A 16,199-nucleotide genomic window follows, 5' to 3' on the forward strand; every position below is an offset into this window, starting at 1 on the left:
CCTATAATTACAACATAATCATGAAAACAAACCTATTTACAGTAGTATTGATACTTTTTAGTATAAGTGTCCCATACGCTCAGGACATTGCCTTAACCTTTGCCAATGCACAGATTACGAATGATGGTATTAGTGACTTTTACGAGGCCGATATCCTTATTTCTAGTACCAGCGACTTTTATGTGGGTTCGGGCCAGTTGTATCTGGATTACAATACCTTGGCATTTGGTAGTAATATATCCGCCAATGGCAATTTGGAATACAGCCAACCCGTGGGGTCAATCCTTGGTTTTAGTTTTGGTATATTTTCACCGGCCTACAAGGACTTTGTACAGAACGATAATACCTCTTCCAGGGTATCGCTGTCCTTTCAACAGAATATTGCTCTGGCAGGTTTTCAGACCACTACGGATATACTGATTACCACTACGCCAAAGGTACTGTTGCATATCAAGATACGCTACACCAATGTGGGCGAGGCCCCTGGTATCTGTTTTTTCAGTGATGGCGTATTCCAGGACCAGTTTTTTACGGCCTGTGGTGGTGCGGGAATTGCGGACTGTGCAGGTAGCCCAGGTACCCAGATCATCAATGACAGCTATGACTGTTCGGGGGCGTCGTTGAGCACTGCTTACATATATAACAACGGTTGGTCACCCTCGGACCCTAATGGGGTTTCCACGACCTCGGATGACATTAATATCATCGCCGGCAATGCGACCATATCGTCTAATACGAATTGTAACGGTATCACTGTCGCAGCAGGAGCGGGACTCACCATCAACAACGGAGTGACCCTAACCACGACCTCGGGTCTGGTCCTAGTCTCAACATCGACCAGTTATTCGAGTTTGATCCTGGACGGTATGTTGACTGGAACAGTCACTTACAGGCGTCATGTCAACCAAACAGCTATCACGGGAGGTAACGACCTTATCTCACCTCCGGTATCGGGACAGCCCTTTACGGATTTTTTGGCCAACAACCCCAATATTGCGTCCAATGCCGGTAATACCCTGTACCTGTTCGGGCCATTTGACAAGACCATAGGAACCTACACCACCTATGCCAATACTGAATCGGCAACGTTGAGCTCCGGGATAGGCTATAGGGCCGCCACGACGGACAATACCACCCTGAGATTTCAGGGTAACGTCAATCAGGGAACGGTCAACCAAGCAGTACTTAACTCAGGCCCAAGTTTTAGCCAGTGGAACCTCATAGGAAATCCCTATCCATCGTACCTTAATGTTCAGGACTTTTTGAACAACACCAACAATGCAGGCGTATTGGATGTAACCAATGTGGGCATCTATGGTTATGATGGTAATGCCTCGGATGGTTGGACCATCTATAACCTGAACACCACGGATGCCAATACGGTAATCACTCCGGGACAGGGCTTCTTTGTGGCTGTTTCCAGTAATGCAAACATTGCGTTTACACCGAGTATGAGAAGGCATGGTACTACTGATGATTTTATAGTGGGTCGCAATACGATTACCAATCAAAACTTGAGACTGCAATTGCACAATACCGATGGCAACACCTCAAGCACGGATTTTTACTTTAACGAGAACTCCACTAATGGGTTGGATCCCGGCTATGACGCGGCGGTCTTTGGTAATATGGCCAATACGTTCGCCCTGTATTCGCACCTGATAGCGAACGGTCAGGGTGTTGATTTTGCTATCCAGTCCCTGCCAGAGGACATGCTGTCCAACGGAATGATACCACTTGGTATTAACGCTAATCAGGGAGAGCAATTGACCATTGGTATAGAGAGCTCAAACTTACCTCAAGATGTTGATGTGTATCTTCTGGACACCCAAGAGAATATATCAACTCACCTAAACACCGAGGATTTTATAATGACTCCAATAGGCGACCTTAGCGGTACGGGACGTTTTTATATCAGCTTCTCACAGCAGACCTTGGGTATATTCGAAAACGACCTAAATACATTTGAAGTATTTACCTTGAACGATAGCGATACGTTGGTCATCAAAGGCAATGTAAAAGAGGATACCAAGGCAGCCTTATATGACATCAATGGGAGGTTGGTCTTGAGAACGATGTTCACGTCAGATAGCAACAGCAATGTGATGAGCACGACAGGCTTGGCGACCGGTGTTTATATTGTACAATTGACCAATGTCCAAGGACAATATGTTAAAAAAGTAATCATAGATTAAAGTAATGATATGGTACAAGACGATGACAAAGCGATGACGCGCAAAAAAGCACTTGAAAAAATGGGGAGATATGCCGCCTTGACGGCTTTGGGAACCTTTCTGGTCCTATCGCCTATGCAGGCACAGTCAGGATCACCACCTGATCCGGGCGGAAGTCCTTTTGATTAAAATACTGGTTGGTCCAAAAAGGTATGATACCATCCTCATAGTCTGAGATTGATTAATAGCAACATCCCAAATCATGCCTTTTGGACGGCCAACACAAAACCCCAAGAACTTATGATTGATAGCCAGAAGCACAAGACTCATAGACAAATAAAGGGGTAAGGTTCTAGTCTATAGTATTGTGTTAACCTCCTTAAGCAATTAAGGAGGTTTTTTATTTGTAGAAAATATAATGAGCTTTTCTTTTTATCCTAGTCCTTATAAAAAGAAAGGTATTCGTGCTGATCATCTAGCTTCAAGCTAAATTCCAAAACGCCCATAAACTTGAGCCTTGTAACTTTCTCCTATGGGGATACGCTCGTTATTGATAATAATCTTATTCTTTTGAATTGAAGTAATTTTATCAGCGTTAATAATATAAGAGCGATGCACTCTTATAAACGTATGATCCGGAAGCTTACTGAGTATTTGATTAAAGTTCATTAAGGTCAAAACCGGTTTAGCATCGACGAGGTTGATCTTTAAATAATCCTTAAGTCCTTTTATATAATAAATGTCGGACAGGTTGATCTTTAGATTTTCGTATTCGGATTTTATGAATATGTATTCATCATGTGTAGCCTGGCTTTCTTTTGGTTCTGGTGGATGCTGAAAACTTTTAGGCCGACTATTAAGCAGCATTAATTCTTTGACCCTATTAACGGCCTTAATAAACCTAGGAAATGGAATAGGTTTCACTAAGTAGTCCGTAGCGTTGAGATCAAATCCTTCTAGCGCATATTCAGGATAGGCCGTGGTAAAAATAAAAAATGGCCTATTGTGTTCTATGGATTTGATAAAATCGATGCCTGAGATTTGCGGCATTTCAATATCAGAAAAAACCAAATCGATTTTCTCACCATTTAAAAACTCTATAGCTTCAATAGCATTGGTAAATGTGCTCACTACGTTAAGTGAACCCATTGCATTGCAATAGGATTCAATCACTTCGATCGCTAAAGGTTCGTCATCAATGATTATGCAGGTCATCGTGTTCTAATTTTAATACTAAATCAACTTTATAATAGCCATCTTCAATTTTGGTGGTCAATTGATGCTTGTCTTTATACAAATAATGGAGTTGGTTTTCGATATTCTTTAAACCAACACCAGAGCTCGTTTCATCTTTTTTATAAAGGCCGACAATGTTATCGACCTTAAAGTTTAACCGGTTATTTTCAATGGTGATGACAATATCAATTTTGGTATTGCCCTTATAATCCGTACCATACTTAAATGCATTTTCAATAAAGGAAATTAAGAGTAGGGGATGGATTTTTAGATGTTTTGTATCGCCATGAACGTTTAGATTAACCGCTTCGGTATTTTTTAATCTTAAGCGTTGTAGTGCTATATAATGCTTAATATAATTGATTTCCTTTTCCAGAGGCACTTTGGTTTCGCCTACTTCATAAAGCATATAGCGCATAAGTTCGGACAGGGTAATTACCGCTTCGGGAGCATCATCCGACTTACGTCTTACCAGTGAATAAATACTATTGAGTGAGTTAAACAAAAAGTGTGGATTGAGCTGTGTTCGCAAAAACTGCAGTTCCATTTCTTTTTGCTGATTCTCCATGGATTTTGAAAGGCGTTCCCTTTTGTAAAAATCGATAACCAAACTAAAGATACCGCCCAGCAAAAAAATGGCTAACGAAAATACCATGGGTATACCATAACGCATCCCTTTCATTATTGGGATGGGCATATCGCGCTTAAGCATCTCACTTCTGATGACTTCTTTGTCCATTGTTGCAAAAGCGGAATGGGGAATGACCTTGACCATGACGTAATTAAATGCGGTTAAGAACAGTACCGATACCAAAATGTAAACCAGAATTCGCTTTTTGAGCAATAGCTTGGGAACAAGAACAAAATAGTTGACATAAAATAATATGGGCATGAGGGGCAACCTGTAGTAGAGTTCAGTCGGCACTTTTTTGAAATCCAAAGAAAAGGCTGTTGTTATGGGTATTAAAGAAAAACACAACCAAACAAATACGTGTATTAATAACTCCTTTAAATTGATATGCCTTTTTAAGAGGGCCATGTGCATTGGCAAAATTTAATTAAAGTTAATATTATTAGACATAATTTCGCTAATCGTAAGCGTTGGATTGCTGTTTTTGTATAATTTGTCGATAACAAGTGTTCCAATAACCTCGGCATCCCTCTTGGTCTTGAATGTTTTTTTGCCCGCTACGGCAGGGATGTATTCTTGCCTTATAAGAAGTTGATCATTTTTATTGATCTCGTAGATCCATTGACTGTTTTCTTCAATCACATGAAGTGTATATAAATCCTTTGATTGGCTAATGTCTTCATTGTATAACATATAGGAAAAGAAGAACACCGCCGTACTGATGGTAAAGAAAATGTATATGTATTTTAGAGCTTCTTTCACAGGCTTTGGTATTTACGATAAACATTAATGCTGTTTTAAGAAAGAGCCAGGCTTCATAACAATTGCTAGATTATTCCACCCGACTCCAATTGGCTATTAATCGCACTATTTTAAAACTTAATAAACCAATTTTCTAACTATCAACAATAAAAACTCAAAAATGGTGTATGACTTAATTATCATCATCATCCTGTTCTTCGGTCGGGAAGAACTCCATATTATCATCAAGATACAGGGTGCCGTTTCTGCCTAGAGTCACAAAGGCGCGATTTCCGTTGCTAAATGCTACGGCATCGCGTCTCGCCGTTCTTTCAAACTCGGTGCGTTCTGTCCAATCTTGGGTGGCAGGATTGTACTCCCACACAATATCAATGGCCACTCCACCAATTTCGCCACAGGCCAAATAGCCTCTGTCATTGAGATTAAACGCGACGGCATTGGCCCTCATAATAAAATCATCATCATCGTCATCATCGAGATCATCGAGCGCTGTCCAAGTTTCATCTACAGTATCAAACACCCAGAAATCCTCTTCATATATCCCGTTGCTTACTCCAGAAAGTAAATAGACATCTGTGCCAATTTTAAAAGTGGCTCCATCACGTCTTTTATCTCCTCCAAATCCAAAGATTTCTTCCCAAGTATCGGTAGTGGGGTCGTACTTCCAGAAGTCTTTTTTATCTCCATCTCCATCAAAACCGGTACCGACATAGCCATGGGTGTCTGATTCAAATCCAACAGCGCCATATCTCGGTGACCCACCAAAATCTGCAATAGGACTCCAGGTATTCGTATCAAGGTTATATTGATAAAAATCACCCAATTCCTCATTAGAGTCACCATTGAATCCTGTACCGATGTACCCATTATTACCTATGGTAAAGGACACTGCAGAACTCCGTGCTATACCTGGAAAATCTGCAAGCTGTTGCCAAGAATTTGTGTTCATGTCGTAGCTCCAAAAGTCCCCTAAATAATCATCCCCGTCATAACCTGTGCCCATATAGCCTTTGTCACCAATCGTAAAAGCCGCTGAGCTACTTCTAGGTTCTTCATTAAATGTCGATCTTTCTGCCCAGTTTCCAATCTTATCGTCATCACTATCATCATCACTACAAGTGTAACATAATAAAGCTGTTAAGGCTATGATTAGCCATTTAGTTTCTGCTCCTCGTTTCATTTTTATCATTATTTTTTGTCCTGTTGATATTAAAACTTAATCCTATGTTTATTGAGATGGATTCATCGGCTTCAAAGTCGTAAATCACATCATTGTTGTCGTCCAATACCTCGATATTTGAGGTGGGAATATAGCCTACGCTAAATGTCGTTACCCAGTGCTTATCGAGTTGCAAATCATACCCCAACGAGAGACTAAAAGCGTTAAGTTGGAGCTTTGTATTTGCGAAGTCTCGATCGTCACCAGCAATACGTAAGATGTTAGAATTGTTTACAAATGCCCCTTCTGGTCTAATTCTAAAGTTTATAGAATTATACTTGTTAATCGTATAAAAAATGCCAGTTACGGGTAGTCCGATGGCATAGCTTAGCTTTTCATTAACTTGTTTTTGATAAGACAATACAGGGAACAACAGTGGGGAACCAAACTGGGTTCCAAAAGCTAATCCAAATCTTAAGGACGAACGCTTATTGGTTGTTATCCATTGTTTGCCTACCGTCCCAAAAGCCGTATATATAATGTCTTCTGTGCTTAGTGCCCCTTTGAAATTTGAAGATAAGGTCGGTGCCAAGGAGATATTAATGGACCAATTCTTAGCTAATGGTCTAATGTAAGACATATTGAATCTTAGGATGTGGAAATTATCAAAATCTCCAAACTGATGACTTTCGTCGGCGTCTTTAAATGTTAATTCAGATCTACTGTAAGCCAATCCCAATCGCAGACCTCCGCTATTCAATTTTTTGAAAAAGTTGAGATTAACCCCTTGTCTATCGAGTTGTATATCCCCAAGGCTTGGTATGACGGTATAATCAACCCTTACTAGTTCAAATCCACGTTCTCGATTTATAAATTGCTGTGATAGGGCACTTTTAAAAAACAAGAGTACAACGGCAGATATACATATGTTAGTTCTCATCATGGTGCTAACATAAGCCCTTAGTGGCATCCATCATGAATTAAATATACGGGACGCTTATAAGCCTAGATGAAACATAGATTTTACCCTACCAATAAACATCTAGAGCATTTATTGGCTGATAAATGGCTTTGGTAGATACCTTTAGATGGTTGGTATATTACTATTTCAATATTAACCAAGGGGTTCTTTTTTTACAGTGTAAAACGGACCCAATGATTAATTTGATAAAACGAGTTACCCCAATAATAGGCATATTCGTCATCATATTGGCTTGCTCCAATACGATTGATGAGGAACCCAGTCTTATTGTGGGGCAGGATTTTACCAGTACAAGTATACGTGTGTTATCCATAGATACTTTCACGGTAAGCATGTCGACCATAAAATTCGATTCTATAATTACCGAAGGCAATGAGCGTTTAATGCTAGGTCAATACAACGATGCGTTTTTTGGTAAGGTTACGGCATCGCCTTACTTTAGGGTAAATACTACGGATTACAATATTGATGAAGATGCCGAACTGGACAGTATAGGCCTTGTGCTAGGTTATGACACTTACTTTTATAATGATACCACAGCGACCGCATCTGTAGAGGTCTACAAACTCATTGATGAGTTAGAACCTGATGAGCTTAACTTTTATAACACTACTGAGATCGCTCATGAGGAGACGCCTTTAGTGGCATTTGAGTATAGACCAGAGCCCAATAGGGATTCGATCTATGTTACCTTGCCCTATAGTTTAGGTGAAGATTTGTTTAATGCTATTAAGAACAATGATATCCTTGACGATGAATCTTTATTTACAACCTTAGAAGGGTTTACCTTAAAACCGGGGCAAGATGATGATAGTTCAATCATTGGATTTAGTACGGCCAGTGATGCCACTTACCTCAGACTTTTTTATAGTTTACCTAATGAGTTTGAAGCCGAGGAGGAGATTCTTGATTTTTCTATTAGTCCTTTTGCTGTGTCTTACTACAATAATATAGTTACTGATGTTACGGGTTTAGAGCTTTCTAACATTACAGATCAGGAAGATGATTTGCCTTCCGTGCAAACTGATAATTTTGGGTATTTGCAATCGGGAACCGGATATGCTACGAAGATTGAATTTCCATCTCTAAAAAATATCAATGAGCTCGGAGTTGGTACCATATTGGACGCTGTATTAAGGCTAAAGCCCAGTACAGAAGGGTATTCGGATACTCAACCTATTAGTGAGCTGCTGGCACTTTATATTATTGATCAAAATAATGACGTGGCAACTCAAATATCCAACAACAATGAGTTCATATTTGCGGCATTTACCGAAGAAAACTCGGAGCTCAATGAAGCCATATACAATATACCCGTCACCGATTATTTGGATTTTAAATTGAATGAACAACCAGAAACCGAAGATGCTTTGGTGCTCTTGCCCTTAGATTATAATTACAGTATTAATAAAATCCTATTCAACGATTTTTTTAACGAAGATTTTGAGGCAGAACTAGTTATAACCTATGCTATATATGATTAATTACAGGCTCGTACTTATTTTGTTATTATTAGTTCAAGTGAGTTTGGCCCAGTCCAATAACCTAACGGGCTCACCGTATTCTCTTTTTGGTTTAGGGGTAGAAAGCAATTCTAATACAGGTATAAACAGTGGTATGGGACGGACAGGTTTTGCTTTAGAGTCTTTGGAGACCATCAACCTATACAATCCAGCTTCTTTTGCTTGGCTTCAGCGTGATCGTGTTGTTTTGGATTTTGGGATGTATACGGAAATACAAAATGTATCTAGTGATGATAGTGATGAAGTTCGTTTTGCTTCGAACTTTTCTAATGTCGCCTTAGCCTCCAGTCTAAGTTCAAAATCCGTAGCCGCCCTGTCTTTGATACCTTCAACCAATGTCGGTTATGCACTTATTGGTGTTGAAACCAATATTGAGGGCAGCAGCGAGCAATTTAGTTCCAATATTGTGGGCTCGGGAGGCTTAAATGAACTAAGACTAGACTATGCATATAAAGTGCTAAAAAATCTCAGTGTTGGTGTAAAGTCGTCGTATTTGTTTGGTAGCATTGAGGAAAATGAATCAATCATTACGGACCAAAGTCTTTTAGCCATAAGCGAAGACAACTATTATAACGCTTTTAGATGGGGTCTTGGCTTACAGTATAAGATTTTTAAGGATTATAATCTTGGCTTTGTTGCCAACTTTCCGACAACATTAAAGGGGAAAAGGGACACCTTTATTCAAAAATCTACGAGTTCAACATTTACCATACTTGAGGAAACTACTGATGAGACTATAGATGATTTTGAATTACCACTAGAACTGGGTTTTGGTATTAGTAAAAGATTTAAACAATTACTCCTTACGGCTGACTATAGCTTTAAGTCTTGGTCTTCAACGGATCAGTTCGATACTTTGGGCGATTATGTGGATCAAAATATTTTCAGTTTTGGGGCGGAATACACCATCGACTCGGAAAGTTATAAGTACTGGAAACGTGTCAACTTCCGTGCAGGGCTCAACTACAACTCTGGTTATTTAGAGATTGATGACACAAGGGTAAGCAGCTTCGATGCCTCTGTTGGGATTGGCTTACCTATAAGTAAAAGAGGAAGGTCGCTATTAAACATATCGTACACCCTAGGCAATAGAGGAACAACGGATAGCTTTTTAGTGGAAGAAAATTACAATACCCTGAATATCAATTTAACCCTGACTGATATTTGGTTTCAAAAAAAGAAGTATAACTAAAAAAATAAACGATGAAAAGGACATTTTTTACCGCAGTAACCCTATTGATTTTACAATTTTCATTGGCCCAAACGTCTTTAACAGCTAAAGATATGGCTGACTATCAAAATAAATTAATGATAGCTGAGCTCAACCTTACGGAAGTACAAACAGAAGCTGTGGAAGAGATCAATCTAAAATATGCCATTCAACAAAAAGCCCTTATAGATAAAGAAGGCTCTATGTTTGGAAAAATGGGGGATATGAAAAAGATAAAAAAAGAGAAAAATGCTGAGCTGGAAAAGGTACTTACGGAAGCACAGCTCGAAAAGTATGAGGATGATTTAGAGCCTAAGATCAGAAAGTACTTAAGGAAAAATATGTAACGGAACCCCATGAGAAAGTATTTAACGACGATAATAGGGCTCATTATTGTGGCTTTAGGGTTTATGGTGTTTAACCTTATGAACTCTAAAAAGAATTCGGACCCTGCAGAATCTTCAGAAGAATCTCAACCCTTATCCATTAGAGTTAGAACGGTTGAATTAGCAAATATTCCTTATGTTATTGAAGCTACAGGAACCCTTCAGGCCAAAGAAAAAATTGAGCTTTACAGTGAGGTGCAAGGCATATTGAAATCGACTAAAACACCATTTAAAACGGGTAATGCATTTCGAAAAGGAGAACCCTTAATCATTGTAAATAGCGATGAGCATTTGGCCCAGATTAAATCGTCGCGAAGCGATTTAATGAATCAGATTGCAGCGATGCTTCCTGATATGGAGATCGACTATCCAAATGCCTATAAAAAGTGGGAAATCTATCTGGAAAACTTTGATTTAAACGCATCGAGAATACCCAAAATACCCGAGTCTGAATCTAATAAAGAGAAACTCTTTGTTTCGGGTAAGAATATATACAGTGCCTATTTTAATATAAAGAATCTCGAAGAGCGCTTGAGCAAGTATTATATCACAGCGCCCTATAACGGTGTGGTTACGGAGTCTAATGTTAATGTGGGAACGCTTATAAGGAGTGGCCAAAAAATAGGAGAATTCATAAATAATGCAACATTCGAATTAGAGATTTCGGTTCCGGCATCTGAAAATAAGTTCTTAAAGCAAAACAGAGAAGTCCATCTGATGACCATGGATACATCCCAATCTTTTAAAGGACGAATCTCGCGCATTAATGGTAAAATAGAGCAAGACACACAGACCATAACTGTTATCGTTGAAGTAAAAAACGAGCAGCTAAAAGATGGACAATACCTAACGGCACAGATAAAAGGGAATGATTTGACCAATGTGTTTAAGATAGATAATGCGCTTATTCTCGAGAACAACAACGTGTATGTCGTAGAGAACAACACGCTTCAAATCAAGCCCGTTACAGTGGTCAATTATCAAGGAAACATGGCTGTGGTCTCTGGTTTGGACGAGGATATGCTTGTCGTGGACCAAACTATAGCTAACGCTTACCCAGGAATGAAAGTAGATATCAGCAAGTAATTATGAAAAATTTCCTTGGTTATTTTATAAAGTATCCAGTAGCTGTCAACATATTTATAGTTGGCTTTCTGATATTTGGTTTTCTGGGCTATCAACAAATGAATTCTTCATTTTTTCCTTTGGCAGATGCCAAAACCATTCAAATATCTGTAACCTATCCTGGAGCCTCTCCCGAAGAAGTGGAGGAGGGGATCGTAGAAAAAATTGAGCGCAATCTTAAGGGTGTTGAGGGCATTGATAGGGTAAGTTCTATTTCACAAGAGAATAGCGCTAGTATTACTGTAGAGATAGAATCTGGTTTTGATATTAACTTAATTCTGGAAGATGTAAAAAATGCAGTGGATAGAATCCCCTCATTTCCTGTTGACATAGAACCACCAGTTATTGAGACGATAAAACCCGTAAGACCAGCGATAAGCTTCATTATTACGGGCGAAAATGTTCCACTAAGTATTTTGAAGCAATATGCACAGGAGGTCGAAGATGATTTACTTCGAATTAATGGTATTTCACAAATTTCACTGTCAGGTTTTCCAGAAGAGGAGATTGAAATTGCAATTTCTGAAACCGCCTTGAGAAGCTACAATTTAACCTTTGAAGACGTTTCTAAATCTATTGCAGAAGCCAATATCATCATTTCAGGAGGATCCATTAAAACAGATAACGAAGAGTTTTTGATAAGGGCAGACAACAAGGGGTATTATGCAGATCGGCTTAAAGATATTGTAGTTAAATCTTCTCCCGACGGCTCTAAGGTTTATCTACGTGATATTGCCACACTTCATGATACCTTTAGTGAAAACCCAGACAAATTATTTTACAATGGTCAGCTAGCGATTCAAATAGATTTGAACAATACAAATTCTGAGGACCTAATTGGTAGTGTTGAAAGTGTAAAATCGTATATAGAACAGTTTAATGAAGATCACCAAAACATACAACTAAAATCAATTTTTAATAGTGCAGATCTCATACAAGATCGGATAGACCTTTTATTGGAAAACGCACTAGTAGGAATGATTCTCGTATTGATCCTACTGTCATTTTTTTTGAGGCCCAGCGTTGCATTTTGGGTGGCTTTTGGATTACCCATATCCTTTTTAGGGATGTTTATCCTATTGCCCAACTATGGCGTGACTCTCAATATGTTGTCCATGTTCGGGATGATTTTGGTCATAGGTATATTAGTAGACGATGGCATCGTTATCGCAGAAAATATCTATAGTCGACGGGAAGCTGGAGAATCTCCGATTAAAGCAGCAGTTTATGGAACACTAGAAGTAATGAAGCCAATTCTGTCGGCTATTGCAACGACCATCTTGGCCTTTTCCGTATTTTTCTTTTTAGAAGGGCAGGTTGGCGATTTCTTTCGCGATATTGCTCTTGTCGTTACACTTACGCTCTTAGTCTCACTAATAGAAGCTTTACTCATATTGCCGGCGCATTTGGCGCATTCTAAGGATATCAAAAATATTGATAAAGTCACACGGTTTAACAAGCTTGGCGAACAGTTTATGAATTATCTTAAAGATAGGGTATATGCGCCAGTCTATAAAAAAGCATTACAGCATAAGTTTTTATCATTTGCTATTGTCCTTTTTCTATTTATAGTAACGCTTGGGGCATTTTCAAATGGTCTTATAAAACTCACATTTTTTCCTACTAATGCCAGCGATCAAATTGTTGCCACCATTAATACACCCCAAGGCACGAGCGAGCATATTACAGATTCCATAGCGTCTCACATTGAGGATATCGTATGGAAAATAAATGAGGATTTAGGGCCAAATGAACTCAATGAAGCCCATATTGTCGGGACTGTTAAGCGCATAGGGCCCAATAGTTCTTCGAGTAGTAGGATTTTAATAAATCTATCTCCTAGTGAAACACGTTCTATCTCTTCGGTAGACATAACGGACAAGATTAGATCTGAGGTAGGAACCATACCCTTATTAGAAAAACTTTCCTTTAATTCTGGTTCTAATGTAGGCGGTTCTCCCATATCTGTGTCATTACAAGGTGATGATATCGAACAAATTAACGCCGCTAAAGACATTGTTTATAAGGAATTAAAGCAAAACCCTGAGGTAAAGGACATTACAGACACAAGTCCCAAAGGAATTAAGGAGATTAACTTAAAGTTGAAAGAGAATGCGACTTTATTAGGACTTAGCTATAGTAGTCTTATGGCACAGGTACGCAATGCTTTTTATGGCAATGAAGTACAGCGCATACAGCGCGGGCAGGATGAGGTGAAAATTTGGGTACGATATGACAAAGCTAATAGGTCTAGCATCAGCAATTTAAATACTATTGAAATTAGTACGCAAAATGGAAGAGTGCCCCTATCACAAGTGGCGTCTTATACCATTGAACGCGGCGAAGTGGCCATTAATCATTTAGAAGGGGAAAGAGAAGTAACCGTTGAAGCCGATATTGCCAATCCCAAGGTGAGTTCTGCTGAAATCATGAGAGATTTAAGAACACGAGTAGCCGATGCTATTGAAGCAAAATATCCAGATGTTACGGTTTCGGCAGAAGGACAAAATCGCGAGGCCAATAAAATAGCGGATTCTGCAGCAGCAGTCCTACCCGCTATCATATTTCTAATTTACGTCGTCATCGTTTTCACCTTTCGATCGTTCAGTCAGCCCTTTATTTTATTGGCGCTTGTTCCATTTTCATTGATTGGAGTAGCTTGGGGACATTATTTTCATGGGTTTTCTATGAGTATTTTATCCTATTTAGGGATTGTTGGTTTAATAGGAATTGTAGTCAATGATGGCTTGGTGTTTACCAACAAATTCAACACCTTTTTAAAGCAAGGTTTAAAATTTGATGAGGCCCTTTTCGAAACTGGTAAGGCACGTTTTAGAGCTATTTTCTTAACCTCAATAACGACGATTGCAGGTTTAGCTCCCTTAATGTTAGAGCGAAGTTTGCAAGCCCAGTTCCTCATTCCTATGGCATTGGCGATTTCTTATGGTATTGCGATAGCCACGATATTAACCCTTTTTATACTACCCATTTTCCTATCCTTCTCTAATACGATTAAGGTATATATAAAGTATCTCAATACGGGTATAAAGCCTACCAAAGAAGAAGTAGAACGGGCTATTAAAGAACAAAAGGTAGAACATGAAGAATTTTAGAATCCTATACATGGTGGCCGTATTTTTTATAAGTAAATTGGCCTTTGCTCAAGATATTTTAACGGTAGATGATGCCATAAAAATGGCCGTAGAGAAAAATTACGATGTCCGTATTGCCAAAAACGATACCAAAATTTCTGATATCGAAAATGGGGTCTTAAATAGTGGCTACTTACCTAAGGTCTCAGCCTCTGGTGGTGTCAACTACTCGGATGAAAATCAGAATGTTGTTTTTTCAGATGGCAATAGTGCCGAAATTACTGGCGCTATTACAGAATCGTATAATGCCTCAATAACGGCAGACTATACCATTTTTGACGGTTTGGAACGAAAATTTAATGTTAAGAAGAATGAGGAAAACCTCAATCTAAAGAGGCTACAAGAGCGACAGTCTATTGAAAATACCATAATCGCTATCTATAATGCCTATTACAACGTGGCCTACCAAAAGCAAATTGAAGAGCATTTAAAGTTGAATATAGCCAACTCAGAAGACCGTTTAGAACGGGCTAGGAAGAAACTAAAATATGGCCAAGGTACGAAGCTCGATGAGCTCAATGCCCAAGTAGACCTTAACAATGACAATATATCCTATGCCGCGGCAAATAAAGATTACAAAAATGCAAAGCGCAATCTTAACCTGCTTTTAGGGAGGGATATTTCGGCCTTTTTTGAGGTGGACACCACGGTGGTGTTTTTAGAGGGGCTGGAAGAAGATGTTATTTTAGAAAGTTCTGAAACCGAAAATGTAACCTCACTTTTAAATCAGCAGAATCTATTGTTAAGCGATTTGGATATTGAGATAAACAAGGCCAAGTTTTTACCAAAAATCAATGGAAGCGTCAGTTATAACTGGAATCAAAGTATCAATCCACCGACCAATTTTGCACTCGAGAACGAAGCTTACGGCCTTAATTTGGGTTTGAGTTTATCCTGGAATATTTTTGATGGAGGCCAATCAAAAACTAGGGTACAAACGGCGAAGATTACAAGAGAAAACAGAGAGATTGAACTCTACAGAGCTAAGGAAGAACTAAAAAAAGAGGTGTATAACGCCTATGAAGATTATACCAATAAACAATTTACACTAGAGGCCGAGCAGAATAATGTCATCACCAATACGCTTAACTTTAGTAGAACCCAGAATCAGTTTAGCTTAGGCCAGGTATCGGCAGTACAGTTTAGAGAGGCACAGATTAATCTTTTTAATGCCTTGAATAATCGCGCGAGGGCAAAATATGACCTGAAAATTGCTGAAATTAATCTATTACAGTTGGCAGGGAAACTTATCGACTAATGAATTAAAAAGCTATTGGTTGAGATTTAAAAGTTTTTGGTCTATTAGAATGAGAAGACCTATGTGGCTTACATTTTATTAGTATCGCTTATTTTTGTCTCCATGACGGATAACTTAGTAAATGAATTTTTTGGAATAGGCATTCAAAATGGTAAGACACCCGAAAATTTGGGTGTGCTCTGGCGTTCTGCACAAAACTTGGGTGCCAGTTTTATTTTTACCATTGGGAATCGTTATGCCAAACAAGCTTGTGATACGCACAATGCAGTAAAAGCTATGCCCTACTTTCATTACGATACCTTTGATGATTTTTTTAATAATCTGCCAAAGGGAGCGCGCTTGGTAGGCGTTGAATTAACAGATGAAGCTGAAGATTTGGAGACCTTTCACCATCCAAGACGCTGTGTTTACTTGTTAGGAGCAGAAGATCATGGATTGTCTAAACAGGCTATTGAAAAAAGTCATTTTTTAGTAAAGTTTAAATCCCAATTAAGCCTTAATGTGTCCGTCGCTGGTAGTATTGTGATGTACGATAGGGGGATTCATAAGCCTAGGGCCTAACCAAAACAAAAAAACCTTCTTTTAAGAAGGCTTTTTTATG

Annotated in this window: 13 protein-coding genes; 8 read left to right on the forward strand and 5 right to left on the reverse strand. The window is 38.9% G+C overall.

What is annotated here, in order from left to right:
• Nucleotides 1–20: 20 nt before the first annotated feature.
• On the forward strand, nt 21–2,195 hold the full coding sequence (locus ACO052_RS08310) for a T9SS type A sorting domain-containing protein (RefSeq protein ID WP_422107544.1): 2,175 nt from the start codon (nt 21–23) through the stop codon (nt 2,193–2,195).
• A gap of 465 nt (nt 2,196–2,660) precedes the next feature.
• Here ACO052_RS08310 and ACO052_RS08315 read toward each other — a convergent pair whose 3' ends face one another.
• The 5 genes from ACO052_RS08315 to ACO052_RS08335 form a co-directional block, all read right to left on the reverse strand.
• Nucleotides 2,661–3,389, reverse strand: a complete 729-nt coding sequence (locus ACO052_RS08315; RefSeq protein ID WP_422107545.1) for a LytR/AlgR family response regulator transcription factor — start codon at nt 3,387–3,389, stop codon at nt 2,661–2,663.
• Nucleotides 3,370–4,302 (reverse strand): sensor histidine kinase, encoded by a 933-nt coding sequence (locus ACO052_RS08320; RefSeq protein WP_422107546.1) that lies wholly within the window; start codon nt 4,300–4,302, stop codon nt 3,370–3,372. The genes ACO052_RS08315 and ACO052_RS08320 overlap by 20 nt, the downstream gene beginning before the upstream one ends.
• 162 nt (nt 4,303–4,464) lie before the next feature.
• Nucleotides 4,465–4,803 carry a DUF4907 domain-containing protein gene (locus ACO052_RS08325; protein ID WP_422107547.1) on the reverse strand — a complete coding sequence of 113 codons (339 nt, stop codon included), beginning with the start codon at nt 4,801–4,803 and terminating at the stop codon, nt 4,465–4,467.
• 172 nt (nt 4,804–4,975) lie between these two features.
• A complete protein-coding gene (locus ACO052_RS08330) occupies nt 4,976–5,983 on the reverse strand; it encodes a Kelch repeat-containing protein (protein ID WP_422107548.1) in 1,008 nt (335 codons plus the stop codon).
• Nucleotides 5,961–6,905 (reverse strand): DUF6268 family outer membrane beta-barrel protein, encoded by a 945-nt coding sequence (locus ACO052_RS08335; RefSeq protein ID WP_422107549.1) that lies wholly within the window; start codon nt 6,903–6,905, stop codon nt 5,961–5,963. Before ACO052_RS08335 ends, ACO052_RS08330 begins: the two co-directional genes overlap by 23 nt.
• A gap of 212 nt (nt 6,906–7,117) precedes the next feature.
• Between ACO052_RS08335 and ACO052_RS08340 the strand changes: the two genes are divergently transcribed.
• From ACO052_RS08340 to ACO052_RS08370, 7 genes are all read left to right on the forward strand, one after another.
• Complete coding sequence (locus ACO052_RS08340; protein ID WP_422107550.1) at nt 7,118–8,428, forward strand: DUF4270 family protein; 1,311 nt, start codon at nt 7,118–7,120, stop codon at nt 8,426–8,428.
• Nucleotides 8,421–9,659 carry a hypothetical protein gene (locus ACO052_RS08345; RefSeq protein ID WP_422107551.1) on the forward strand — a complete coding sequence of 413 codons (1,239 nt, stop codon included), beginning with the start codon at nt 8,421–8,423 and terminating at the stop codon, nt 9,657–9,659. Before ACO052_RS08340 ends, ACO052_RS08345 begins: the two co-directional genes overlap by 8 nt.
• 11 nt (nt 9,660–9,670) lie before the next feature.
• Nucleotides 9,671–10,024, forward strand: a complete 354-nt coding sequence (locus tag ACO052_RS08350) for a hypothetical protein (RefSeq protein ID WP_422107552.1) — start codon at nt 9,671–9,673, stop codon at nt 10,022–10,024.
• 9 nt (nt 10,025–10,033) lie between these two features.
• A complete protein-coding gene (locus ACO052_RS08355) occupies nt 10,034–11,149 on the forward strand; it encodes an efflux RND transporter periplasmic adaptor subunit (RefSeq protein ID WP_422107553.1) in 1,116 nt (371 codons plus the stop codon).
• Between the two features lie 2 nt (nt 11,150–11,151).
• Nucleotides 11,152–14,301: an efflux RND transporter permease subunit gene (locus tag ACO052_RS08360; protein ID WP_422107554.1), complete on the forward strand. Its 3,150-nt coding sequence runs from the start codon at nt 11,152–11,154 to the stop codon at nt 14,299–14,301.
• Complete coding sequence (locus ACO052_RS08365; RefSeq protein ID WP_422107555.1) at nt 14,288–15,598, forward strand: TolC family protein; 1,311 nt, start codon at nt 14,288–14,290, stop codon at nt 15,596–15,598. Before ACO052_RS08360 ends, ACO052_RS08365 begins: the two co-directional genes overlap by 14 nt.
• 102 nt (nt 15,599–15,700) lie before the next feature.
• Entirely contained in the window at nt 15,701–16,159 is a 459-nt protein-coding gene (locus ACO052_RS08370; RefSeq protein WP_422107556.1) for an RNA methyltransferase, read from the forward strand.
• Nucleotides 16,160–16,199: the final 40 nt, after the last annotated feature.

It is taken from the genome of Winogradskyella sp. (assembly GCF_965228925.1).
Taxonomy (GTDB): Bacteria; Bacteroidota; Bacteroidia; order Flavobacteriales; family Flavobacteriaceae; genus Winogradskyella.

Bases quoted from the DNA above. Each gene is read 5' to 3' on its own strand.
- ACO052_RS08310 (WP_422107544.1), top strand. From the start codon at position 21: ATGAAAACAAACCTATTTACAGTAGTATTGATACTTTTTAGTATAAGT.
- ACO052_RS08315 (WP_422107545.1), bottom strand. From the start codon at position 3,389: ATGACCTGCATAATCATTGATGACGAACCTTTAGCGATCGAAGTGATT.
- ACO052_RS08320 (WP_422107546.1), bottom strand. From the start codon at position 4,302: ATGCCCATATTATTTTATGTCAACTATTTTGTTCTTGTTCCCAAGCTA.
- ACO052_RS08330 (WP_422107548.1), bottom strand. From the start codon at position 5,983: ATGAAACGAGGAGCAGAAACTAAATGGCTAATCATAGCCTTAACAGCT.
- ACO052_RS08335 (WP_422107549.1), bottom strand. From the start codon at position 6,905: ATGATGAGAACTAACATATGTATATCTGCCGTTGTACTCTTGTTTTTT.
- ACO052_RS08340 (WP_422107550.1), top strand. From the start codon at position 7,118: ATGATTAATTTGATAAAACGAGTTACCCCAATAATAGGCATATTCGTC.
- ACO052_RS08345 (WP_422107551.1), top strand. From the start codon at position 8,421: ATGATTAATTACAGGCTCGTACTTATTTTGTTATTATTAGTTCAAGTG.
- ACO052_RS08350 (WP_422107552.1), top strand. From the start codon at position 9,671: ATGAAAAGGACATTTTTTACCGCAGTAACCCTATTGATTTTACAATTT.
- ACO052_RS08355 (WP_422107553.1), top strand. From the start codon at position 10,034: ATGAGAAAGTATTTAACGACGATAATAGGGCTCATTATTGTGGCTTTA.
- ACO052_RS08360 (WP_422107554.1), top strand. From the start codon at position 11,152: ATGAAAAATTTCCTTGGTTATTTTATAAAGTATCCAGTAGCTGTCAAC.
- ACO052_RS08365 (WP_422107555.1), top strand. From the start codon at position 14,288: ATGAAGAATTTTAGAATCCTATACATGGTGGCCGTATTTTTTATAAGT.
- ACO052_RS08370 (WP_422107556.1), top strand. From the start codon at position 15,701: ATGACGGATAACTTAGTAAATGAATTTTTTGGAATAGGCATTCAAAAT.